General features: G+C 55.9%; 23 protein-coding genes and 1 pseudogene. 11 read left to right on the forward strand and 13 right to left on the reverse strand.

All coding sequences use genetic code 11. The features are described 5' to 3' along the window. The first annotated feature begins 51 nt into the window (after positions 1-51). Positions 52-1,089: a LacI family DNA-binding transcriptional regulator gene (locus GXP72_RS18555; protein ID WP_032648146.1), complete on the forward strand. Its 1,038-nt coding sequence runs from the start codon at positions 52-54 to the stop codon at positions 1,087-1,089. On the opposite strand, the gene lysA is transcribed toward GXP72_RS18555, so the two are convergent. Continuing rightward, complete coding sequence (gene lysA / locus GXP72_RS18560) at positions 1,059-2,321, reverse strand: diaminopimelate decarboxylase (protein ID WP_208763241.1); 1,263 nt, start codon at positions 2,319-2,321, stop codon at positions 1,059-1,061. The genes GXP72_RS18555 and lysA overlap by 31 nt on opposite strands. Positions 2,322-2,442: 121 nt before the next feature. Here lysA and GXP72_RS18565 point away from each other — a divergent pair, with 121 nt between their 5' ends. After that, positions 2,443-3,375: a LysR family transcriptional regulator gene (locus GXP72_RS18565; protein WP_090418534.1), complete on the forward strand. Its 933-nt coding sequence runs from the start codon at positions 2,443-2,445 to the stop codon at positions 3,373-3,375. A gap of 19 nt (positions 3,376-3,394) precedes the next feature. Here the strand turns inward: GXP72_RS18565 and GXP72_RS18570 are convergent, their stop codons facing one another. Beyond that, positions 3,395-3,946 carry a flavodoxin family protein gene (locus GXP72_RS18570; protein ID WP_024909309.1) on the reverse strand — a complete coding sequence of 184 codons (552 nt, stop codon included), beginning with the start codon at positions 3,944-3,946 and terminating at the stop codon, positions 3,395-3,397. 187 nt (positions 3,947-4,133) lie between these two features. On the opposite strand from GXP72_RS18570, the gene GXP72_RS18575 reads away from it, so the two are divergent. Beyond that, the gene (locus GXP72_RS18575) at positions 4,134-4,526 is read left to right on the forward strand and encodes a helix-turn-helix domain-containing protein (RefSeq protein WP_081758216.1); all 393 of its coding nucleotides are present in this window, start codon (positions 4,134-4,136) and stop codon (positions 4,524-4,526) included. A gap of 15 nt (positions 4,527-4,541) precedes the next feature. On the opposite strand, the gene GXP72_RS18580 is transcribed toward GXP72_RS18575, so the two are convergent. From GXP72_RS18580 to GXP72_RS18610, 7 genes are all read right to left on the reverse strand, one after another. Next, positions 4,542-5,234 (reverse strand): aspartate/glutamate racemase, encoded by a 693-nt coding sequence (locus tag GXP72_RS18580; RefSeq protein ID WP_090418537.1) that lies wholly within the window; start codon positions 5,232-5,234, stop codon positions 4,542-4,544. Between the two features lie 90 nt (positions 5,235-5,324). After that, positions 5,325-6,449 carry an LPS O-antigen length regulator Wzz(fepE) gene (gene wzz(fepE), locus GXP72_RS18585; RefSeq protein WP_048990712.1) on the reverse strand — a complete coding sequence of 375 codons (1,125 nt, stop codon included), beginning with the start codon at positions 6,447-6,449 and terminating at the stop codon, positions 5,325-5,327. A 215-nt stretch (positions 6,450-6,664) separates the two neighbouring features. Beyond that, on the reverse strand, positions 6,665-8,080 hold the full coding sequence (locus GXP72_RS18590) for a sugar porter family MFS transporter (RefSeq protein WP_024909313.1): 1,416 nt from the start codon (positions 8,078-8,080) through the stop codon (positions 6,665-6,667). Positions 8,081-8,392: 312 nt separating this feature from the next. After that, positions 8,393-9,154, reverse strand: coding sequence for a 2-dehydro-3-deoxy-D-gluconate 5-dehydrogenase KduD (kduD, locus tag GXP72_RS18595; protein ID WP_024909314.1), 762 nt, complete (start codon positions 9,152-9,154; stop codon positions 8,393-8,395). A 63-nt stretch (positions 9,155-9,217) separates the two neighbouring features. Next, complete coding sequence (gene kduI / locus GXP72_RS18600; protein ID WP_024909315.1) at positions 9,218-10,054, reverse strand: 5-dehydro-4-deoxy-D-glucuronate isomerase; 837 nt, start codon at positions 10,052-10,054, stop codon at positions 9,218-9,220. 235 nt (positions 10,055-10,289) lie between these two features. Next, a complete protein-coding gene (locus tag GXP72_RS18605) occupies positions 10,290-11,468 on the reverse strand; it encodes an acetyl-CoA C-acetyltransferase (RefSeq protein ID WP_024909316.1) in 1,179 nt (392 codons plus the stop codon). A gap of 93 nt (positions 11,469-11,561) precedes the next feature. Further along, on the reverse strand, positions 11,562-12,428 hold the full coding sequence (locus GXP72_RS18610) for a LysR family transcriptional regulator (RefSeq protein ID WP_061714517.1): 867 nt from the start codon (positions 12,426-12,428) through the stop codon (positions 11,562-11,564). A gap of 105 nt (positions 12,429-12,533) precedes the next feature. On the opposite strand from GXP72_RS18610, the gene GXP72_RS18615 reads away from it, so the two are divergent. Together GXP72_RS18615 and GXP72_RS18620 are read left to right on the forward strand one after the other, a co-directional pair. Next, positions 12,534-12,995: a multidrug/biocide efflux PACE transporter gene (locus GXP72_RS18615; RefSeq protein WP_090418932.1), complete on the forward strand. Its 462-nt coding sequence runs from the start codon at positions 12,534-12,536 to the stop codon at positions 12,993-12,995. Positions 12,996-13,114: 119 nt separating this feature from the next. Beyond that, the gene (locus GXP72_RS18620; RefSeq protein ID WP_024909319.1) at positions 13,115-14,344 is read left to right on the forward strand and encodes an amino acid permease; all 1,230 of its coding nucleotides are present in this window, start codon (positions 13,115-13,117) and stop codon (positions 14,342-14,344) included. Between the two features lie 37 nt (positions 14,345-14,381). Here the strand turns inward: GXP72_RS18620 and GXP72_RS18625 are convergent, their stop codons facing one another. Next, complete coding sequence (locus GXP72_RS18625; protein ID WP_090418540.1) at positions 14,382-14,852, reverse strand: Lrp/AsnC family transcriptional regulator; 471 nt, start codon at positions 14,850-14,852, stop codon at positions 14,382-14,384. 115 nt (positions 14,853-14,967) lie between these two features. Here GXP72_RS18625 and GXP72_RS18630 point away from each other — a divergent pair, with 115 nt between their 5' ends. Then, on the forward strand, positions 14,968-15,579 hold the full coding sequence (locus GXP72_RS18630) for a LysE family translocator (protein ID WP_090418543.1): 612 nt from the start codon (positions 14,968-14,970) through the stop codon (positions 15,577-15,579). Between the two features lie 27 nt (positions 15,580-15,606). Here GXP72_RS18630 and GXP72_RS18635 read toward each other — a convergent pair whose 3' ends face one another. After that, the gene (locus GXP72_RS18635) at positions 15,607-15,879 is read right to left on the reverse strand and encodes a GNAT family N-acetyltransferase (RefSeq protein WP_008499687.1); all 273 of its coding nucleotides are present in this window, start codon (positions 15,877-15,879) and stop codon (positions 15,607-15,609) included. A 10-nt stretch (positions 15,880-15,889) separates the two neighbouring features. Further along, a complete protein-coding gene (yjdI, locus tag GXP72_RS18640) occupies positions 15,890-16,120 on the reverse strand; it encodes a 4Fe-4S mono-cluster protein YjdI (protein ID WP_008499689.1) in 231 nt (76 codons plus the stop codon). A 250-nt stretch (positions 16,121-16,370) separates the two neighbouring features. On the opposite strand from yjdI, the gene GXP72_RS18645 reads away from it, so the two are divergent. The 5 genes from GXP72_RS18645 to GXP72_RS18665 all read left to right on the forward strand — a co-directional run bounded on the left by GXP72_RS18645 (position 16,371) and on the right by GXP72_RS18665 (position 22,860). Beyond that, positions 16,371-18,011 carry a sensor histidine kinase gene (locus tag GXP72_RS18645; RefSeq protein ID WP_090418546.1) on the forward strand — a complete coding sequence of 547 codons (1,641 nt, stop codon included), beginning with the start codon at positions 16,371-16,373 and terminating at the stop codon, positions 18,009-18,011. Continuing rightward, positions 17,995-18,690, forward strand: a complete 696-nt coding sequence (locus GXP72_RS18650) for a response regulator (RefSeq protein ID WP_024909323.1) — start codon at positions 17,995-17,997, stop codon at positions 18,688-18,690. The genes GXP72_RS18645 and GXP72_RS18650 overlap by 17 nt, the downstream gene beginning before the upstream one ends. Before the next feature lie 168 nt (positions 18,691-18,858). Continuing rightward, positions 18,859-19,947: an ABC transporter substrate-binding protein gene (locus GXP72_RS18655; RefSeq protein ID WP_090418548.1), complete on the forward strand. Its 1,089-nt coding sequence runs from the start codon at positions 18,859-18,861 to the stop codon at positions 19,945-19,947. 80 nt (positions 19,948-20,027) lie between these two features. Beyond that, positions 20,028-21,797, forward strand: a complete 1,770-nt coding sequence (locus GXP72_RS18660; protein WP_023294491.1) for an iron ABC transporter permease — start codon at positions 20,028-20,030, stop codon at positions 21,795-21,797. Then, on the forward strand, positions 21,790-22,860 hold the full coding sequence (locus tag GXP72_RS18665; protein ID WP_032648170.1) for an ABC transporter ATP-binding protein: 1,071 nt from the start codon (positions 21,790-21,792) through the stop codon (positions 22,858-22,860). The genes GXP72_RS18660 and GXP72_RS18665 overlap by 8 nt, the downstream gene beginning before the upstream one ends. Positions 22,861-23,007: 147 nt before the next feature. Here the strand turns inward: GXP72_RS18665 and GXP72_RS22745 are convergent. Further along, positions 23,008-23,264, reverse strand: a pseudogene (locus GXP72_RS22745) (integrase); the annotation flags it as partial. Positions 23,265-23,428 lie beyond the last annotated feature (164 nt).

Below are 23,428 nucleotides of genomic sequence, written 5' to 3' on the forward strand. Positions count from 1 at the left end.
CGTAAGCTCTGTGTTAAACTGCAGATCATTACGTGAAAGCAGGAATGTAGAATGGTAACAATGCTGGATGTCTCACTGCGCGCGGGCGTGTCTAAGGCCACGGTATCGCGCGTGCTGAACGGCACGGGTCAGGTTAAAGAGAGTACGCGTCAGCAGGTGTTTGCGGCGATGGAAGAGCTGGGCTATCGGCCGAACTTTCTCGCGCGCTCGCTGGCTAACCAGACCAGCAACAGCATTGGTCTGGTCGTCTCGACCTTCGACGGCTTTTACTTTGGCCGCCTTCTCCAGCAGGCGTCGCGGCAGACCGAAACCCACGGAAAACAGCTTATCGTCACCGACGGTCACGACGCGCCGGAACAGGAAGAACAGGCGGTGCAGATGCTCGCCGATCGCCAGTGCGATGCCATCGTGCTTTATACGCGCTACATGAGCGAAAAAGCGATCATCAAACTGATGAACACCGTAAAAACACCTCTGGTGGTCATTAACCGTGAAGTGAGCCAGGCGCCGGATCGCTGCGTGTTCTTCGAACAGCAGGATGCCGCGTTTAAGGCCGTGGATTATCTGATCGAACAGGGCCATCGGGAGATCGCCTGTATCACCGTCCCGATCCATACCCCAACCGGAAAAGCGAGGCTGATGGGCTATCGTAAGGCGCTGGAAAAGCACGGCATCCGTCTGGACGAGCGTCGGATAAAGTACGGCGATGCGGGAATGACCGGGGGATATGAGCTGTGCAAGGAATTGATTGCCGACGGTGTATCGTTTAGCGCCCTGTTTGCCTGTAACGACGATATGGCGCTGGGCGCGTCCAAAGCGTTACACCAGGCGGGGCGTAAAATCCCGCAGGATATTTCACTGTTCGGCTTTGACGACGCCCCAAGCGCAAAATGGCTGGAGCCTGCGCTCTCATCGGTTTATCTGCCCATCGACAATATGATTGTCACGGCCATCGATCAGGCGATCCGGCTGGCAAAAAACCAGCCGGTCGATGCCATCCCACCGTTTACCGGCACGCTGGTCTTACGCGATTCGGTCACGACGGGGCCGTACTTTCATCAGATGAGCTCTAACGCCAGCAGTTCCTGAATGGTCTGGCGGCGGCGGATCAGCCGCGCCTTGCCGTTATCAAACAGCACTTCCGGCAGCAGCGGGCGGCTATTGTAGTTAGATGACATAGACGCCCCGTAAGCACCGGTGTCGTGCAGCACAAGATAATCACCCGGTTTGACCTCTGGCAGCGCGCGGGTCTCCACTTTGCCGCCCTCCTGCTGGGTAAACACGTCACCCGATTCGCACAGCGGCCCCGCAACGACCGTCTCAACGCGTGGTGCCTGCGATAAATCGCGGCCGTCGGCAGCCAGGGCGGTAATGTGGTGATAGCTACCGTACATGGACGGACGCATCAGATCGTTAAAGCCTGCGTCAATCAATACAAAGTGGCGAGACCCCATCTCTTTCACGCTGCGCACCTGCGAAACCAGCACGCCGGCTTCCGCCACCAGGAAACGGCCCGGCTCAATTTCCAGTTTTACCGCATGGCCCAAATGCGCGGCGATTTGATCGCGCGCGGCGCTCCACAGACCGTAATAGTGATCGGTATCGATCGCCTCTTCGCCCTCGCGATAAGGAATGGAGAGACCGCCGCCGGCAGAGATCGCCTCCAGATTCTGACCGAAGTCGACAACCTGGCGCACCATCGCGCCGCACACCTGCTCCAGGTGGCCGTAATCGACGCCAGAGCCAATGTGCATATGAATCCCCACCAGCTTCAGGCCGTAGCGCTGTAATACCGCCAGCGCGGCAGGCATATCGGCATACCAGATCCCGTGCTTGCTGTTTTCGCCGCCGGTATTAGTTTTTTGGCTGTGGCCATGACCAAAGCCCGGGTTCACGCGCAGCCAGACGCGATGGCCGGGTGAAACCTCGCCCAGCTGCTCCAGCATATCCACAGAGCCGGCATTCACCGGGATCTGCAGCTCGTGGACGCGCGCCAGCGTCGCATCGTCGATCACATCGGCGGTAAAGACGATCGCGTCACCGTCGGCTTTCGGATCGTATCCGGCCGCCAGCGCGCGCTCGATTTCGCCGAGTGAAACGGAGTCCACCTTCACGCCCTGCTCACGCATCAGGCGCAGAATGTGGATATTGGAGCAGGCCTTCTGGGCAAAACGCACGACGTCAAACTGATGCAGAGCGGCGATCTTCTCGCGAACGATCTGCGCGTCGTAGACCCACACCGGGCAGCCAAACTCGGCGGGCAGGCGCAGCAGGTTGTCGGCGTTCAAATCGGTATCAGTCTGGTTCAGCGGGCGTGGCATGGTCTTCTCCGGGTAAATGCGTTTTCATGATTACGCCACAGCACAAAGAGAATAAAAAATATCGTTTTATCGCGAGTCTATGCAAAAATGATATGGTCAGTTCTCTGCTTTCAGGTGCCCTATGCCCGCCGTCAATTTGCGCCATATCGAGATTTTTCACGCCGTGATGACCACCGGTAATCTCACCGAAGCCGCACAGATGCTGCATACCTCGCAGCCGACGGTGAGCCGCGAGCTGGCGCGCTTCGAGAAAGTGCTGGGGTTGAAGCTGTTCGAACGCACCCGGGGCAGGCTTCACCCGACGGTACAAGGGTTACGCCTGTTCGAGGAAGTTCAGCGCTCCTGGTACGGGCTGGATAGAATAGTGAGTGCCGCGGAAAGCCTGCGCGAGTTTCGTCAGGGCGAGCTGTCGATCGTCTGCCTGCCCGTCTTTTCGCAATCCTTTTTGCCGATGCTGCTGCAACCCTTTCTGGCCCGATACCCGGAGGTCAGCCTCACCATCGTGCCTCAGGAATCACCTCTGCTTGAAGAGTGGCTTTCGGCTCAGCGCCATGATTTAGGCCTGACCGAAACCCTCTCCACGCCAGCGGGAACGGCGCGCACGGAGTTGCTCTCGTTAGATGAAGTGTGCGTTCTGCCCGCCGGGCATCGGCTTGCCGGTAAGGCGGTGCTTACACCGGAGGATTTCCACGGGGAAAACTACATCAGCCTGTCGCAGACCGACAGTTATCGACAGCTGCTGGATACGCTGTTTTCCGAGCACCAGGTCAAACGCCGAATGGTGGTAGAAACGCACAGCGCGGCCTCGATTTGTGCGATGGTACGCGCAGGCGTCGGCGTCGCGGTGGTGAATCCGCTCACGGCGTTGGATTATGCGGAAAGTGGGATTGTTGTACGTCGGTTTAGTGTCTCAGTTCCTTTCACCGTTAGCCTAATCCGCCCACTGCATCGTCCGGCATCGGCGCTGGTGGAGGCGTTCAGTGAGCATCTGCAAGGAGGGTTAAGTCTATTGGCTGGCCAGCTAAATAAGATGTTGAATCAGACGCCCCACTGAACAGAGGGCGTCTGAAAACTCAGTTAAAACGTTTCGCGATGGCCGCAACACGCTCGCCGAATTTCACAGCGGTTTGCAGATCGCCGCTGGCAATGGCGCCAGCATCAGCATCTGATGGAGACTGCACCAGCAAACCGACTGAACCGCCCAGATTATTAATGTCCTGACGGGTTGCCGCGAGAGTATTTGACGGCGGCAGCCCCAGGCTCACCCATATCCCACCGTGCTGAGAGGCCAGCGTTTGCAGGTATTGCAACGACACCTGCTTATCACCGTTCAGGCTGGCGCTGTTGCTGAAGCCCGCGAAAACTTTGTCCTGCCAGCTACGCACGAACCAGGCTTTTGAGGTCGCATCAGCGAATTTCTTAAACTGCCACGGTACGCTTCCCATGTAGGTTGGCGCGCCAAAAATAATCGCTCTGGCATCGTTAAGTTTTTGCCAGTCGCTTTCCTGAATATCGCCATTGCTGTCAATGGCGATCAGCTCAGCCTGCGCGCCCTCGGCGACTGTTTCAGCAACGCGTTTGGTGTGGCCGTAGCCAGAATAATAGATAACTACAACGCTCATGATAGATCTCCTGATGCAATATTGCCTTGTGAGTCAAACGATTAAGACGACTTTAAAATTGCTCTGCGAGCCCGTTGCCATTTTCGGTTCCCTGGTATCAAATAGAAACCTTACGTCGTTTTATACACGCAAACATTCACGGGCGTAAGAAGGCACCTTTATCTCACCTGGTTACCTCGAGGGAACCACCATGACCCAAACAGCAGTTCTGAAAAAGGAGATGCCTCCTTACAACGTGTTCGATGAACGCTGCCCGACCCGCGGCGTGCTGACGCGTATCGCCGATAAGTGGGCACTGTTAATTCTTGCGCGCCTTGAGAATGGGCCGATGCGCTTTAGTCATCTTCAACGTGATATTCAGCGAATCACCAAAAAGGTGCTGACCCAGTCTTTACGCAAACTGGAACGTGATGGGCTGGTGTCGCGAAAGATATTCGCCACGGTACCTGTAACCGTCGAGTACAGCCTGACGCCGCTTGGCCAGACGTTAACCGAAACGGTGACTGTGCTTGCGCACTGGGTGGAAAATAATATTGATGCCATTGTGGCGGCGCAATCCGCTTATGACGCCGCCAACACGTAAACCTAAACCGGGTGCTCAGGACAACATAAACGCCACGGCATCGGCGGCATGAATTGCAGTGGTATCAAATACCGGGAGAGGGCTTCGCTCGACGGGTACCAGCAAACCAATCTCAGTGCAGCCGAAGATCACCCCTTCGGCCCCCTGCTGCCTAAGTTTATCGATAACGCTGACGTAATACGCGCGGGAAGCTTCGCTGAAGGTACCGAGGCAGAGCTCGTCAAAGATAATCTGATTGATGCGCGCCCGATCTTCTTCATCCGGGATCAGGCTTTCTATCCCAAATTCACTGTGTAAACGTCCGCGATAAAAATCCTGTTCCATGGTGTAGCGTGTACCCAAAAGCGCTACGCGGCGCATTCCGGATGCCGCAATCGCACGCCCGGTCGCGTCCGCGATATGCAGAAACGGCAGCGAGCAGCGGTCTTCAATATGCGACGCCACTTTGTGCATGGTATTGGTACACAGGACTATCCCCCTGGCGCCGGCACGCTCCAGTCCCAGCGCCGCCTGGGCCAGGATCTCTCCGGCTTTATCCCACTCACCGCTCGACTGGCAGGCTTCGATTTCATGGAAATCAATGCTGTGCAGCAGCAGACTTGCGGAGTGCAGACCACCCAGACGCTGCTTTACCCCTTCATTAATCAGGCGGTAATAAGGGATTGTCGATTCCCAGCTCATACCACCTAACAGGCCGATCGTTTTCATCATCCCTCCTTATCTTTGGTCTCTTTTTTTAACACAACCGATGCACATAAAAAAAGGCGCTCTATTGAGCGCCTTTTTAAACTGCAGATTTTATTTCGCCACCGGCTCTGGCGGCGAAGTACGGGTGTGCATCGCCTCGCGCAGTAACACGCTACCGCAGGCAAACAGGCCCCCAAGAAGCGCCGCCAGAACGACAATCAGAGCCTTACCCGGGCCATCCTTTTTCACCGGCATGGAGGGTGAAAGCTGGTACCTGAATGGCTCAAGTTTAACATCGGCAAAGGAGAGATTTTTCAGCTGTGCCAGGTAGTATTCCCGGTTCTGAAAGTCCGCATTCAGTTCAGTCACGTCCTTCAGATTTTTTTCAATCTTCAGTTTTTGCGCGATACCGTCAGCACCGAGCGCAACGGAATAATCCGGGTCATCCTTTACGGCCTGCCCGTTGCTGTAGACCGGCTTCTTGATACCGGCGGCATTCGCCACTTCCAGGGAATAATTCAGTCGCTGCAGGTTGGTATTGTGAACATTGGTCAGACGAACACGATCCAGTTCCAGCTGCTGCTCAACAACGTTCGTTTTCAGGGCGATCTGGTTGCGGATATTCTGCACCGTCTCTTTTTCGACGATAGCCACGATATAATTGATATACCCCTCCAAAACGGTTTGCGCATCGCCTGCTGTTGGCGCAGTGAAGCTCAATGTCCAGGAGACAAAGGGCACTTTATCCGCGCCTTTTCCCTGATCGTCATTCACCGCTTTCATTCTGTCTGAGATGTTGACTATCGCGCGATGCAGATCGAGCGGATCCACCTCAACACCTTTAAGCTGCGATATCACATAAGGAGAGGATTTCATGTACTCTTCGAGCAATGACTGCGACTGAAACTTTTTAATAAAGAGATCAAAAATTTCTGGACGGGTAATTTTCACGTCCACGTCAAGCACCTGCAGCGCAACCAGCATCTGGCGCAGCGGATTCCACTGCGACTGTTCTGCCGGGGTGATCACCGCTTTACTGGTCCATTTCTGCGGCAGTAAAAATGAAACGGCCAGCCCCACCAGCGCGAAAGCAAAGACGATGGCGACGATACGTTTTTTCGCCGCCAGAAGGACCTCAAAAAGTCCCAGAAGATCGATCTCTTTTGCGCTTACAGCCGGGCCGGCATAACGGGGAAAGTCGAGGTCCGTGCTTTTTTTGAAATCCATTTCTGACATAGTGATTCTTCTTTTTCCGGATGCAACGCATCTCTTAACATTGATGGCGGTGGTCCGATAATACATCAACATAAGAAAAATCCTAATGCCTGTTCCCTCTCTGTGTCTACTCCCTACCAGAGTTAGTGGTGATCTTAGTCACATTTTTATTGTGATTAAGCCACCTTTCCCTTTCCAGTTGCGGCACGTATTAAAACCTTCGGAGGGGCAAAAAATCATCCGCCGATGTTCCGCAGTTTCTCTCCAGCCATCAGCTTGCGCTCGATGTGTTCCAGCGTCACGCCTTTGGTTTCCGGGATCAGCCAGAACGTGACGCCAATAAATGCCACATTCAGTACCGTATAGAGCCAGAACGTCCCCGCTGCGCCAATCGCGTCCAGCAGCGTCAGGAACGTCGCGCCGATGATCATGTTCGACACCCAGTTGGTTGTCGTGGAACAGGTGATGCCAAAGTCACGGCATTTGAGCGGCTGAATTTCGGAGCACAGGATCCACACCACGGGCGCGGCGCTCATCGCGTAGCCAGCGATGCACATCATGGTCATCCCGACAGAAAGCCAGGAAAGTCCGCTTGACGCCGTGCCGTTATCAAATTGCATCAGGCAGTAACCGAGGATCAGCGTGCCGAGCGCCATCACGCTAAAGCCAATCTTCAGCGCAGGTTTACGGCCGGCTTTGTCCACGGTGAATACGGCAATAAAGGTGGCGAACATGAAGGTCAGCCCGACCACCAGGGTGGCGATCATCTGCTGTTCCGTGGTGGTGAACCCGGCCATTTTAAAAATACGCGGCGCGTAGTACATGATGATGTTCATGCCGGTGAACTGCTGCATCGCCTGCAGCAACATGCCGAGGAAGACCGCCCGGCGCACGTTGCGGTTGATCTTAAATAGCGCCCAGCCACCCTGCTTCAGCTTCAGGCTTTCGCGGATCTCATTCAGCTCTTCGCGCGCTTTCTCCGAGGTATCGCGCAGCATGCGCAGGACCTCTTCTGCCTCCACGTGGCGCCCTTTTTGCGCCAGCCAGCGCGGACTGTTCGGCAGGAAAATCACTAAGACAATCAGCACCACCGCTGGCAGCGCCAGCACGCCGAGCATTGCGCGCCAGTTGCCGCTGTAGCTGAAGTAGGTGTCAGACAGGAACGCCAGCACAATACCCAGCGTGACCATCAGTTGATACATGCTGATCATCTTGCCGCGCACGTTCTCACTCGCCATTTCGGAGAGATAAAGCGGCGCGGTGTAGGAGGCAATCCCTACCGCCACGCCCAGCAGCACGCGGGAAAGCAGCAGCACTTCTACGTTTGTCGCAAACGCGGAGCCGATCGAACCCGCGACGAACAGGATCGCCCCGACCATCAGGCTGTATTTGCGCCCCAGGCGGAACGACAGCCAGCCGTTAAACAGCGCCCCGATGGCCGCGCCGAGCATCATGCTGCTCACCACCCACTCCTGCAGACGGTTACTGAGGGTAAAGTGATCGGTAATAAACGGCAGCGCTCCGGCAATGACGCCGATATCCAGTCCAAATAACAGGCCCGCCACGGCAGCGGCAATGGAGACAAACTGGTTCATGCGCCGGGTATCACGCAGCGCAGCGGGCATTAGGGTAGAGTCATTGATAGATGTCATATTTTTCCTGCCTCAACAGCAAAATTCGTTAACTGAAATTACGAGAAAGCGAGGAAAAGTGTCAGGCGGGAATTCGTGAAGATATGGATTATTTCGCTATGGCATCGCGATCTGTGATGGACATTACAATTTCAACTAATGCTGAAATAGCCACGTTTTTTATTAATTACCTAATATTTAAGCAATAAAAATGTGATACGCGTCATTTGTGAATTCTCAGTATGGATTTTTCATCTTATGTCATATGGATAATGGTAATTTTTAGCCAAAAAAACCTCCACCCGAGGGCAGAGGTTCGTCATGCAGGTGGAATTAGCGCGCCAGCCATCCGCCATCGACCGCCACGGTGTAGCCGTTGATGTAATCCGATGCCGACGAGGCCAGAAAGACCACCGGCCCCATCAGATCGCGCGGAAGCCCCCAGCGCCCCGCCGGAATGCGGTCGAGGATTTCCGCGCTACGCTGCTCGTCAGCACGCAGCTGCTGCGTATTGTTGGTCGCCATGTAGCCCGGCGCAATCGCATTCACATTGATGTTGTGTTTCGCCCACTCGTTTGCCAGAAGGCGGGTCACGCCCATCACGGCGCTTTTGGACGCGGTGTAAGACGGCACGCGGATACCGCCCTGGAACGAGAGCATGGAGGCAATATTCACGATCTTGCCGCCGTTCCCCTGCGCGATAAAGTGCTTTGCCGCCGCCTGGGACATAAAAAATACGCTCTTGATGTTCAAATCCATCACGTCGTCCCAGTCGCGCTCGCTGAAGCTGATCGCATCTTCGCGGCGAATCAGCCCGGCATTGTTGACCAGAATGTCGATATGACCGAATTCCGCCACCGCGCGATCCAGCAGTTCAGGAATGGCATCGATTTTACGCAGGTCGGCGGTCAGGCTCAGGAAACGGCGCCCCAGCGCCGTCACGCGTTCGAGGGTTTCAGTCGGTTCAACGATATTAATTCCGACGATATCGCAGCCCGCTTCCGCCAGGCCTAGCGCCATCCCCTGCCCCAGCCCGGTGTCACAGCCGGAAACCACAGCCACTTTCCCCTGCAGAGAGAATGCATCCAGAATCATGTTTATTCCTTACTCTTTCAGAGCCTGTCACTCACAGGCAGGTTTATGCTTCACTGCCCGCGACTAGCGCAAATCGCTGACCGCAACATGGTCCATATCATCGAAGACCTGATTTTCGCCCACCATTCCCCAGATAAAGGTGTAGGCTTTCGTCCCTACGCCGGAGTGAATAGACCAGCTCGGTGAAATCACCGCCTGCTCGTTGTGCATCACGATATGGCGCGTTTCCTGCGGCTGTCCCATCATGTGGAACACGCAGGCGTCTTCCTCCATGTTGAAGTAGAAGTAGACCTCCATTCGGCGCTCGTGGGTATGGCACGGCATGGTGTTCCACAGGTTACCTGGCGCAAGCTCGGTCAATCCCATGCTGAGCTGGCAGGTCTCCAGCACGTCCGGCACGAAGTATTTATTGATGGTGCGGCGGTTGCTGGTGAGGTTGTCGCCCAGCGTCACGGGTGCGACGTCTGCCGGGGTCACTTTTTTGGTTGGACAGGTGGTGTGAGCCGGCGCGCAGTTGTAGTAAAACTTCGCAGGCTTGCTGGCGTCGATGCTGGCAAAGACCACGTCTTTCGCCCCTTTACCCACGTACAGTGCCTCGCGATGGCCAATCTCATAGCAGTGTCCGTCTACGGTGATGGTGCCCGGCCCGCCGATGTTGATCACCCCCAGCTCGCGACGCTCGAGGAAATAGCTCACGCCCAGCTGTTTACCGACCTCGCCGCCCACGGAGACGGTTTTCGTGACGGGCATAATGCCGCCCACAATAATACGGTCGATATGGCTGTAAACCATGGTGTACCTGTCGGCCTCGAATATCTGCTCGACTAAAAATGCCTTGCGCAGCCCCTGAGTATCCAGCGTTTTGGCGTGCGCGCTGTGGATGCTTTCTCTGACGTCCACGGTAACCTCCAGATGTGGTCATGCCCGAAGGCGGAAATAAACGAAACAGCGTTCCGTTTTTCATATTGAACACATACTATCGGCATAAAGCGGGCTTTTCAATTATATTTAAAACAACGTTTCATTTTTATTTTTGTTTATGACGAAAATGATATTCGGATCACAATTAAACCGTCGGGAGAAAAAGGGCGCGAAAAAAAACCTCCCGGAGGAGGTCATTTTCAATAAGGAGAAGTTAGCGTTCGATGGCCAGTGCCACCCCTTGCCCGCCGCCTATACATAGTGTGGCAATCCCTTTGCGGGCATTGCGCTTTTTCATTTCGTGGACCAGCGAAACCAGGATCCGGCAGCCGGACGCCCCGATCGGGTGCCCCAGCGCGATCGCGCCGCCGTTAACGTTGACCCGAAGGGGATCCCACTCCAGCATTTTTCCGACGGAGATCGCCTGCGCGGCGTAGGCTTCGTTCACTTCGATCAGATCCACATCCGAAAGCTGCCACCCGGCACGCTCCAGACAGCGGCGGGTCGCGTAGACCGGTGCGATCCCCATTAACGCAGGATCAACCCCCACGCTGGCGAACGCCTTAATGCGGGCCAGCACGGGAAGATCGAGTTCGAGGGCTTTGCTTTCGCTCATCATCATGACGGCGGCAGCGCCGTCGTTAATGGAAGAGGCATTTCCCGCCGTCACCGATCCCTGCATTTCAAACGCAGGATTCAGCCTCGCCAGCCCTTCAGCACTGGCGTCGGTGCGCGGCTGTTCATCGGTATCCACGACAATAAACTCACCGCTCTGACGCTGCGTGCTGACAGGGACAATTTCGTCACGAAAACGACCGGAATCAATCGCCGCACGCGCTTTTTGCTGCGAGCTCAGCGCGTAGGCATCCTGCACTTCACGGCTGATGCCGTACTCGCGCGCCAGGTTTTCCGCCGTCACGCCCATATGATAGTCATTGAACGCATCCCACAGCCCGTCATGCACCAGGCTGTCGAGCAGCTGACTGTTGCCCAGCTGTGCGCCGGTACGGCTGTCGGTCAACACGTGCGGCGCGCGGCTCATATTCTCCTGCCCGCCCGCAATGATCACGTCCGCTTCACCACACTGAATGGCCTGCGTCGCGAGATGCAGCGCTTTTAATCCTGAGCCACAGACGTCGTTAATGGTGATGGCGGAGACGGTATTGGGCAGCCCGCCCTTCAGCGCCGCCTGACGCGCAGGGTTTTGCCCGGCACCGGCCGTGAGGACCTGTCCCAGGATCACCTCATCAACTTCATGTGCTGCGATCCCGCTACGTTCCACCAGCGCTTTCACCACCACGCTCCCCAGGTCAACCGCCGAGTGACGCGCAAGCGCTCCCTGAAAACAGCCGATAGCTGTACGCAACGCACCCACTATTACGACATCTTTCATCACGACCTCTGTGTTAAATGACATGACGATAGTAGAGGATTGTTACTGGCAATTATCTTAATTGTTTAAAAATAGTGAGTTTAATCACAAGGATCAGCGTGCATCCTGCAGATACTGCCGCAGCCAGCTTCCGGCAACGCCGGGAGGGGATCGCTTATTCCACAGCAGATCGATGCCGATCGCCCGCGGCCAGCCGGGAACATTGAGCTGTACCAGGGATTTCGCGGCGGCAAACTCATCTACCAGCGCGCACGGCAAGACGCACCAGCCAAATCCCTGAACCGCCATACTCAAGAGTAACAGGTAATTCGGGGCTGACCAGACGGGCCCGCGCGCGATCTCCGCCTCGCGCTCCAGATAGGTGCTCAGCCGCAGCTCTCGCCAGCCGTGGAGCTCGTCACGCTGAACGTCATGTTGTCCGGCCAGCGGATGCGTGGTTGCGACATAGATCGCCATGCGGGTCTGCATCGGCAGCCGTATAGCGCCGATATCCGTAGGATAACCGTCTCGCGCTTCGGTGAGGCCAACCTGCGCGCGCTCCTTTTGCAGCAGATCGATCACGTCCTCCTCCTCGCCAATCAGACATTCGAATTCCGTATGGGGAAAGCGCGCGTCAAACTGTTTCATCATCTCTTCCAGCACGTCCGGGTTAAGGGTATCGGAAAGGACAAACGTCAGACGCGCCTCCGTTTGCGCCGTTAACGACACCGCCAGCTCGTCCAGCCGCGTGCTGGCGGCCAGGATAGCCTGCACGTAGCCCAACACCTGTTCTCCCTGGACCGTTAACACCGGCTGGCGCGCCGAGCGGTCAAACAGCTCGAAACCGAGATCGGCTTCAAGATTGGCAATGGACGTGCTGATCGTCGACTGGCTTTTACGCAGCCGGCGGGCGGCCGCAGAAAAAGAGCCCGCCGCAACGGTCTCGACAAATGCATTAAGGGCTTCGGGTGAATAGCGCATAACCTATCTGTTTTAGCGATGGATACTATCTTTAATATATCAGCTTTAGCGATGAAAATAGGCCACATCAACGCCTATACCGGCGAATTAATGAGGTCTGTGATTATGCAACATCAGGATGCACTCCAACGTAAACTGCCGGAGCGGATCTTTCATGCTGTCTGTTTTGAAGGGATTGCGACGGCGATCCTCGCCCCTACGGCGGCGTGGCTCATGCAACGTTCCGTGGTGGAGATGGGGGGGTTGACCATTATTCTGGCCACCATCGCCATGCTGTGGAACATTATTTATAACTTCGGCTTCGACCGTTTCTGGCCGGTTCAGCGCGTCAAACGTACGGCAAAAGTGCGTGCGCTGCATGCGCTGGGGTTTGAATGCGGGTTTATTGTGATTGGCGTGTCGATTGTCGCCGCCGTGCTGGGCGTCACCCTGCTTCAGGCATTCACGCTGGAAATAGGTTTCTTCCTGTTCTTCCTGCCGTACACCATGTTCTACAACTGGGCATACGATTGCCTTCGCGATAAATTTCTTAAGCGTCGCCAGCAACGGCGCGCCCTGGCAGGCTAAACCGCCTCTGGCCGGACGCCCGTTCCGGCCAAACTCCTTCGAAGCAACTGCGCTCTCCGTGCATAACTATGGTAAATTGCACTCCATTCCGATGGTTTGATAGTTGATACGTTGCTCTAATGTCGAAAATTTGGTCAAAAGATGAGACTCTCTGGAGTTTCGCTCTCTACGGCACGGCCGTGGGCGCAGGAACGCTGTTTTTGCCCATTCAGCTGGGCTCAGCAGGCGCTATCGTCCTGTTTATTACTGCCCTCGTGGCCTATCCCTTAACCTACTGGCCGCACCGGGCGCTGGCGCAATTTATCCTGTCGTCCAAAACAAAAGGCAACGAAGGGATCACCGGCGCCGTGTCGCACTACTACGGCAGGAAGATTGGCAATCTGATCACCACGCTCTATTTCATCGCCTTCTTTGTGGTGGTGCAGATTTATGCGGTGGCCATCACCAACTCACTCACGGAACAGCTGGCAAAACACCTGACGGTGGATACCGCCGTTCGCGTGCTGGTCAGCCTGGGGGTGGTGCTGGTCCTGAATCTGATCTTCCTGATGGGACGGCATATCACGATAAAAGTGATGGGCTTCCTGGTGTTTCCGCTGATTGCCTACTTCCTTTTTGTCTCGCTCTATCTGATCGGCAGCTGGCAACCTTCGCTGCTGACCAGCCAGATGGCCGTCGATCGCCATACGCTGCACCAGGTCTGGATTTCGATTCCGGTGATGGTGTTTGCGTTCAGCCATACCCCGATTATCTCCACATTTGCCGTTGACCGTCGCGAGAAATTTGCCGACGGCGCAATGGATAAATGCAAGAAAATCATGAAGGTGGCGTACCTGATTATCTGCCTGAGCGTGCTGTTCTTTGTCTTCAGCTGCCTGCTCTCTATTCCACCGTCGTACATTGTGACCGCCAAAGAGCAAGGGGTGACGATCCTGTCCGCGCTGTCGATGATGCCTTCTTCACCGGCGTGGTTGGGGATTTCCGGGATTATCGTGGCGATTATTGCGATGTCGAAATCGTTCCTCGGCACCTATTTTGGGGTGATTGAAGGGGCAACGGAAATCGTGAAGTCGTCGCTCAATCAGGTGGGCGTGAAAAAGAGCCGCGCCTTTAACCGCGCGATATCCATTATGGGGGTGTCGTTAATCACCTTTGCCGTCTGCTGCATTAACCCGAACGCCATTTCGATGATTTACGCCATCAGCGGCCCGCTTATCGCCATGATCCTGTTTATCATGCCGACGCTGTCGACGTATCTGATCCCTTCCCTGAAACAGTACCGTTCCATTGGCAACCTGCTGACGCTGATCGTCGGGGTGCTGTGCGTGTCGGTGATGTTTGTCGGCTAATCTCCTTTGATGCCCGGCGCTCTGCCGGGCATGTCATTCAGTCTCGTCCCGTGACGTCCAGCGGAAAAGGTCTGTCCTGCACCACCGTTTTCATCACCAGCGTAGAGCGAAGATGCTGCACGCCAGGCATGGCGGAAAGCTTCTCGTCATAGAGCTTCTGGAAAGCGGAGAGGTCGCGGGTCACGACGTGCATCAGATAATCGGGATCGCCAAACAGACGCTGCGCCAGCACGATCTGCGGAATTTCCTCCACCGCCGCTTCAAACGCGCTAACCGCCTTTCGGTCCCCCTCTTTCAGCGTCGCAAAGACGATCGCCAGGAAGTTAAACCCCATTTTAGCCGGATCCAGGCTGGCACGGTATCCCGTTATGGCCCCGCTTTGCTCCAGCGCCCGCACGCGACGATGGCAGGGTGAGAGGCTCAGATTAACCCGCTCAGCCAGCTCGGTAAGCGACAGGCGTCCATCAGACTGGAGCGCCGCAAGAATTTTTCGATCGATGCTGTCCATTTGGAAGATTTTCTCAATTTCACCGTGTTATCAGCATAACATTGAAAGCCTATTTCGCAGGGTTAACGATATTCTTTTTCGCAACGTTTAACGCACTGCGGGAGTTTTCAGAACGATGGAAATGAGTATTGTGGCCGGCTTTTGGGTGGTTTCGTTTCTGCTCATCATGACGCCAGGCGCCGACTGGGCCTACGCCATTAGCGCCGGGATTAACGGGCGACGCGTGGTACCGGCGGTGCTGGGGCTGATGTCAGGGCATCTGTTAGCCACGTTGATTGTGGTGGCAGGCGTGGGGGTACTGATTGCCCAACATCCGCTGGCGTTAGCCGGGCTGACCGTGGCGGGAGCGCTGTATCTCCTGTGGCTTGGCATAACGTTGCTGCGTCACCCGGCCGCACCGGAAAAGACCACCCAACACGCGGGAAACTGGACGCAGTGGGCGGTGAAAGGGCTCTGCATTAGCGGCCTAAACCCGAAGGTTTTTTTGCTGTTCCTGGCCCTGCTTCCGCAGTTTACAGACCCGACCGGAAGCTGGTCGATAGCGATGCAGATGTCTGCGCTTGGGATGATGCACCTTATCACCTGTACGCTGGTCTATCTGCTGGTGGGGTATGGTTCGAAAGCGGTGCTGGCGACCCGACCACAGGCGGCGCGTCTGGTGAGCAGGGCATCGGGAGGGTTGATGGTGCTGATAGCGCTGGTATTGCTGTATGAGCAGGTGAGATAAAAAAACACCGGCCATCGCCGGTGTTATTTACGCGCGAATATCGTCATATTCCCGCGTTTTATCAAACTCATGCTTCGCGAACGGGCACAGCGGAATAATTTTGCGGTTCTCACCGCGCATCTTCTCCACCACTTTTGCCACCAACTGTTTACCGACCCCCTGCCCTTTCAGGCTCTCATCCACATCGGTATGCTCAATGATGCTCAGGTGCTCGCCGGTCGGCACGAAGACAATCTCCGCGACCTGATTACCGTTCGCATCATTCACGTAAAACTTGTTATGGCCTTCCAGAATATCCATGGTTCCTCGCTTATTTTTGGCGATACTTCAGCGCACCGCTCGGGCAGGTATCAATCACGCGGACAACCGTTTCAACGTCCACTTCATCGGGAATAATCCACGGTTTACGTTTCAGATTAAACAGCTTTGCGCTCCCACGCACGCAGTTACCGGAGTGTTTGCAGATCCCGGTATTGAAGTAAACGTCAATTTTCTCGCCGGTATAGGCCCGGTAACCCGCATCCAGTAGTTCTTTATCCATGACATTGCCTCTGTAATTATTATCGTGCTGAATGAAGCATAGCCTTACGGGATCCTGATGGCTATATACCCGTCATACTTCAAGCTGCAGGACAAAACGGCAAGCCGTTTTGTCCTGCAACTCGAATTATTTAGGGTATAACGCCGAAAACGAAAAGCCAGGTCACAACTCTTTTCTCGCCAGATTGCGTCCACTACTGGCGCATGTCAGGCTCGGCAAATGTCACTTTTACATAACTTCCGCAGGTTGAATGAAACGCAGACTCTCTTTTCAGGTAAAGCTGTTTTTAGCGCTGGTGTGCTTCTCCTGCCTGCTGTTAGTTCTGCTGGGAACAATCCTGTTTCATTTTATTGACCGACAGCTCCATCACGATCTCGGCCAGCGCGCCCGGGTTCAGGCCAGCCAGATCGCGCTGATGCCGGGTCTGGCGGCAATGGTTGCGGCCAGAGATATCCCCGGCATCGCCCGGTTAATTCAGCCCCTGCGCGCCGAAAGCGATGCCAGCTACATTGTGATTGGCGATACCGAGGAACAGCACCTTTATCATTCGGAATCCCCGGAGCGTATTAATTTACCGATGATCGGCGGGGACAATGCGGAGGTGTTAAAGGGCAAAACCATTATTTCCGTGCGTCAGGGTGGGATTGGCGTGTCGCTACGCAGCAAAGCGCCGATCTTTAACGCGCAGCACCAGGTGATTGGCATTGTCTCGGTCGGCTATCTGACATCCTATATTGCCAATATTAATGCCCGCATTCTCTGGCAGTCCGGGCTTTACGGCGCGGGTCTTCTTCTGCTGCTGTTTATGTTCTCCTGGCTGTTTACCCGCAATCTTAAAAAACAGATGTTCCGACTGGAGCCGAAAGATATCGCTCAGCTGGTTTTACAGCAGCGCGCGCTATTAGAAGCCATGTATGAGGGGGTATTTGCCGTCAATGAAGAGAAGCAGCTGATTTTAATTAACCGCGCCGCACGAGAAATGCTGGATATTCGGCAAAGTGAGAAAGAACTTATCGGCAAACCGCTGGAAGACGTTCTGCAGACGTCACCGGGCTTTTTATCTCAGCGCTACGCCTCGGTGAGCGCTGGCCGCCACGACCAGATTGCCGTTCTTAACCAGCGCGAGGTGATCGTCAACCGCGTGGCGATTGAGGTCGACCCCGGCGTTGAAAGCGGCTGGGTCTACAGCTTTCGCGACAAAAATGACATCAACACCCTCAGCAGCCAGCTCAGTCAGATCAAGCGCTATGCGGATAACCTGCGCATTATGCGCCACGAGCAGCTGAACTGGACCGCCACGCTGGTAGGATTACTGCAGATGAAACACTATGACGAGGCGCTCCGTTACATCCAGGTACAGTCTGAAGGCGCGCAGCGGGTGCTGGATTTTGTCTCCGCTCGCTTTTCCTCTCCTGCACTGTGTGGGCTGCTGCTCGGGAAATACGTCAGCGCGCGCGAGAAAGGGATCGAGCTGCTGTTTGATCCCGCCTGCCAGCTCACCCGCATGCCTGCCACGCTCAACGAAACGGAGCTGATGTCGGTTATTGGTAATCTGCTGGATAACGCGGTGGACGCGACCCTTAAGGCACCGGTACCCGCGCCGGTGGAGCTTTACATTTCTGACCGTAACCAGGATCTGCTGATCGAGGTGGCCGACCGGGGCTGCGGGGTGGAGGATGCGATGAAGCCGCATATCTTCCGCCAGGGGTTCAGCAGCAAACCGGACAGCGAAAACGACATTGTGGGCACCGAGCACGGTATTGGCCTGTTTCTGGTGGCAGGATATATCGACAAGGCTGGCGGCAGTATTGAGATTGCCGACAACACGCCGCAGGGTACTATTTTTTCTGTGTTTATTCCGAATGGGCAAAAGCATGACCCGAGCACTTGATGTTGTGATCGTTGAAGATGAGCCGCACCTGGCGGAGCTGCATCGCGAGTATATCGAGCAGAATTTTCATTTGCGCGTGGTGGGCATCGCCGCGTCGATTGAGCAGGCATGCAGCCTGATTCGTCAGCATCAGCCGCGGCTTATCCTGCTAGACAACTATCTTCCGGACGGTAAAGGCGTGGAGCTCATCGATAACCCGCTGCTGAAAAGCTACGAATGCTCGGTGATCTTCATCACCGCCGCCAGCGATATGCAAACCTGCAGCCACGCCATGCGCAGCGGCGCGTTTGACTACCTCATCAAGCCCGTCTTTTTCCAGCGCCTGCACGCCTCGCTGGAGCGGTTTATGCGCTTCATCCATACCGTGCAGCAGGTGAAGGTTGTCGACCAGCATGCGCTGGATCGCCTGTTTAATCTGCCTGCCGCGGAATCCTCAGCTACGCCGTCCACGAAGGGTATTGAGCCCCAGACGCTGGAACGCATTAAACGCCTGTTCGCCGAACATCCCGACAATGCGATGTCGGTTGAGGAGGTGGTGGAAAACGTGGGGATCAGCAAAACCACGGGGCGTCGCTATCTTGAATATTGCGTGGAGAGCGGATTAATCAGCGTCGAAATGCTGTATGGCAATATTGGTCATCCACGCCGGTTATACCGCAAAGCCCCCGATAAACCGTAATCCAGAACCGTTCGTAAGCTAACGTTCGCGGATTTTATGGTGTTAATTGCTGAAACGACGGCGACAATCACACTTCGGTATCATTATCCGCTCCCCCCTATTGTGGGTGGAGCCCGATACGCTATGTTGACAATTAGTTCCTCAAATGTAACTAAAAGGTTAACTATAATGTCGAACACGTTCCGAATTTCTCTGCTTACCGCTACTGTACTGTTCTCTGCTTCTGCACTCTCTGCCCTGCCGCAGGGCTATCCTGCTGAGTATCAAAAAGTGGTTGATGCCGCCACGAAAGAGGGCAAGGTTGTCATCTATTCCACCACCGACATCAAAGCTGCCGGACCGCTGATCCAGGGCTTCGAAAAAACCTACCCGGGCATTAAAGTTGAATACAACGACATGAACAGCACCGAGCTGTACAACCGTTTCATCAGCGAACAGGCTTCCGGCGGCGTGAGCGGCGACGTGGTCTGGAGCTCCTCGATGGACACCGGCCTGAAGCTCGCCACCGACTACGCCATGGAGTATAAATCTCCGGAGCAAAGCCAGCTGCCGAAATGGGCGGTCTGGAAAGATAAGGCCTACGGCACCACCTATGAGCCGGTGGTCTTTATCTACAACAAGCGTCTGATCCCGGCCGGTGACGTGCCGGATTCTCACGCCGCGCTGGCGAAGCTGATTGCCAGCCAGACGGACAAATTCAAGAACAAAGTCACTACCTACGATATCGAAAAATCGGGTCTGGGCTTTATGCTCTCGGTGCAGGATCACAACGCCGATCCAAACTACTTTAAGACCCTGGCCGACGTCGCCAAAGGGGGCCTGTCGGTGCAGTCGTCTACCGGCACCATGATGGAGCGCGTCTCCTCCGGTGAAAACCTGATCGGCTTCAACATCCTCGGTTCTTATGCGGAAGCGCGTGCGAAGAACGATCCGTCACTCGGCATCTCCTATCCGAAGGATTACACCCTGGTGCTGTCGCGCGTTTCGTTCATCAGCCAGCAGGCGCAAAACGGCAATGCCGCAAAACTGTGGCTGGACTACGTGCTCTCTGAACAAGGGCAAAACATTCTGGCCAATCAGGCGGACATCCCCTCCATTCGTAACGATATCGAAGGCAAGAATGATATCGACGGCCTGACAAAAATCCTCGGCAACGCGCTGAAGCCGATCCCGGTTGATGAAACCCTGCTGGAATACCTGCAGCCGAAAAAACGCCTCGAGTACATCAAAGAGTGGCGTACCGCCGCCGGTAAATAAGCGTCTGAGCGCGGCGCTGGTCGCCGCGCTTCCTTATCGACTGAGTTCGTTTTTCTGGGCTGCAACACCAGGGATACCCCATGAATACATTACGCAGAAAGTGGCAAAGCCTGCCGCGAGGCATCGTCGTGCTGATAACCGCCCTGGTTATCTACACGCCGCTGTCGTTTATCGTGATACAGAGCTTCCTGTCCGCGCCGTTCTTTTCGCCGTCAAAAGAGTGGAGCTTTGAATCATTTGATTTTATTTTCACCGACCCTGATTTTTATAAGGCCCTGAAAAGCGGCTTTATTCTGGCTTTCGGGCTGGTCTTTATCTCTATTCCGCTGGGCGGCGTGCTGGCGTTTCTGATGGTGCGTACCGACCTGCCCGGCCGCCGGTTGATTGAGCCGCTGATCCTGGTGCCGATTTTCGTTTCACCGATGGTGCTGGGCTTCGGCTACGTGGTGGCCGCCGGTCCGGTGGGCTTTCTCTCCCAGTGGGCAGAGGCGCTGATTGGCTTTGTGCCGTGGAACATCTACGACATGTCGAGCATTGTGGTCATCGCCGGCCTGACGCACGTCCCGCACGCCTATCTGTATATCTCGTCTGCACTGCGCAGCGTGGGGTCCGATGTGGAAGAAGCCGCGCGCACCGCGGGCGCGTCGCCCTGGCAGGTGATGACCTCCGTCAGCCTGCCGATGGTGCGCCCATCTATTCTGTACGCCACCGTGCTGCTGTTCTTCCTGGGGCTGGAGGTGTTCGGCCTGATGCTGGTCCTCGGCGACCCGGAAGGCAACATGGTGCTGGCGACCTATCTCTATAAGCTTACGAACAAGATGGGCACCCCATCTTATAACCTGATGGCAGCGGTTGCCGTGGTGCTGATCTGCATCACCATCCCGCTGGTGATGCTCCAGCGTCGACTGATGCGTACCGCCAACCGCTTCGTCACCATGAAGGGCAAGGCCTCGCAGGCACGCGCGCTGCCGCTGGGTAAATGGCGCTGGGTGGCTGGCGCGGTGATTGCCTTCTGGCTCACCGTCACCATTGGCGTTCCATTGCTCGGCGTGGTGCTGCGCGCGTTTATCTCCAACTGGGGCGTGGGCGTTTCGCTGTGGGACGAGCTTTCTCTGAACACCTTCCGCACCATCTGGGCGCAGCCCAACCTGCTGCGCGCCATCGTCAACTCCATGGCGATTGGCGTCATTGGCGGCGCGCTGGCCGTGGTGTGCTACCTGTTTGTCGGCATTGCCATGCACCGCAAGCCTGATAACACCACGCGTTTCCTGGACTACAGCGTGCTGGTGCCGCGCGCCGTGCCTGGCCTGCTGGCGGGTCTGGCCTTCCTGTGGGTGTTCCTGTTCCTGCCGATGTGGCTGGATAACTCGCTGAAATCCGGCTGGCTTTCCGGGTTCGCCTGGACCGACTGGATGCGTGAAAACGTCATCGTCTGGCTACGCTCGCTGCGCAGCACTATTTTCAGCGTCTGGCTGGCCTATACCGTGGTGTGGATGGCTTACGGGCTGAGGCTCATCTCTTCCACGCTGCTGCAGGTAGGGCCGGAGCTTGAAGAGGCGGCGCGCAGCACCGGGGCGACGCGCGGGCAGATCACCCGCCACGTCACCATTCCGCTCTCCCGCTACGGCCTTATCGGTTCGTGGCTGCTGATGTTCCTGATCTTTGAGCGCGAATACTCAACGGGTGTGTATCTGCTTTCGCCCGGCACGGAGACCATCGGCTCGATGCTGGTTTCCCTCTGGGCCGCGGGTGCCATTGATATCGTGGCGGCGCTCTCTTTCATTAATATCCTGCTGGTCGTGGTAGGTCTGGGCATTGCCCTTCGTTTCGGAGTGAAAATACATGATTGAATTAGCGGTTGACGATCTGCACTTAACCTACGGCGACAATCCTGTTTTAAAAGGTGTCTCCATGAACCTGAAGCGCGGCGAAGTGGTCTCCCTGTTAGGCCCCTCCGGCAGCGGCAAAACCACCCTGCTCCGCGCCGTCGCGGGTCTGGAAAAACCGACCCAGGGCTCGATTGTGATTGGCAACAATAAAGTTTACGACGGCACGCCGCGCAGTGAGGTCCCGGCGGAAGAGCGTAACCTGGGGCTGGTATTTCAGTCCTATGCCCTGTGGCCGCACAAAACCGTGTTTGAGAACGTGGCCTATCCGCTCAAGCTGCGCAAAGTCCCGGCCAAAGAGATCCAGCAGCGCGTGCAGGACGTGCTGGACCAGCTTGGTCTGGGCCATCTTGGCAAACGTCACCCGCACCAGCTCTCCGGTGGGCAGCAGCAGCGCGTGGCGATTGGCCGCGCGCTGGTGTACAACCCGCCGGTGATTTTGCTGGACGAGCCGCTTTCCAACCTCGACGCCAAGCTGCGCGAAGAAGCCCGCGTGTTCCTGCGCGAGCTGATTATCAAGCTCGGGCTGTCCGCGTTGATGGTGACGCACGACCAGAACGAAGCGATGTCCATTTCCGACCGCATCCTGCTGCTGAACAACGGCAAGATCGAACAGCAAGGCACGCCGCAGGAGATGTACGGCTCGCCGAAGACGCTGTTTACCGCCGAGTTTATGGGCAGCAACAACCGCCTGCACGGCAAGGTCACCGAAGTACGCGACGGCAAAGCGCGTATTGAAGGGAAAGGCTGGGTGCTGTGGGGCCAGGCGGGCGAAGGGGTGCAGAGCGGTAATGACGCCACGGCGGTGATCCGCGTCGAGCGCGTGGCGGTGGTCGAGGGACCAGGGGAAAATCAGCTTGAGCTACCGCTGCTCACCAGCATGTACCTTGGCGACCGCTGGGAGTACCTGTTCCGCACGGTGGGGGATGATTTTGTGATCCGCGCGTATGGGCATGAGGTTCGGGATCCGCAGCACTGCCATCTTTCGCTGCCTGAGAAGCATGTTTGGGTGTTCCCGAAAGGGTAATTTGAAAAGAAAAGGCTGCGGGATGCAGCCTTTTTGCTTTGACAGGTGAGAGCATGCAATCTACCTCTCAAATGTTACTTTTCCGATGTCAACAACGTCTGCACTTGCCCGACTTACTGAAATTGCGGAATGCCCTGGACTGCCGCAGATGGTGGCAGTGGCACGGCCGGTATCGCGCAGAAGTTTCGTGACGGCCATTACGTAATGGCGCCGCAGGCTGCCCCAGCTGTAGGACTCAGGGAAGCGGCCCCGAGCATGCCGGCAACAATGCCAAGGAACGAGGCCCTGGTCAGCCAACTGCGGGCAAAGTTGAGGGAAAGCAGGTAGGACTGGGCAGGATTAACCGGGTCTTTACCTCCGGGCAGCATCGGCATGAAATTCTCATTGGGCAGAATGACAGCCAGCGACAGGTTAAGCTCAGGATCATCATCGGGTATCAGGACATTCAGGGCCCGTCCGGGGCGGAAGTCCTCCGGCGCGCTGCGTGAAAAATCGAGGTGAATGATTCCGAAAAGCGTACCGCAGAGAGTCTACTTTTCAAAGGTACATTTTAGTAAGTAGAAAACAA

It is taken from the genome of Enterobacter sp. SES19 (genome assembly GCF_011765665.1).
GTDB lineage: Bacteria > Pseudomonadota > Gammaproteobacteria > Enterobacterales > Enterobacteriaceae > Enterobacter > Enterobacter pseudoroggenkampii.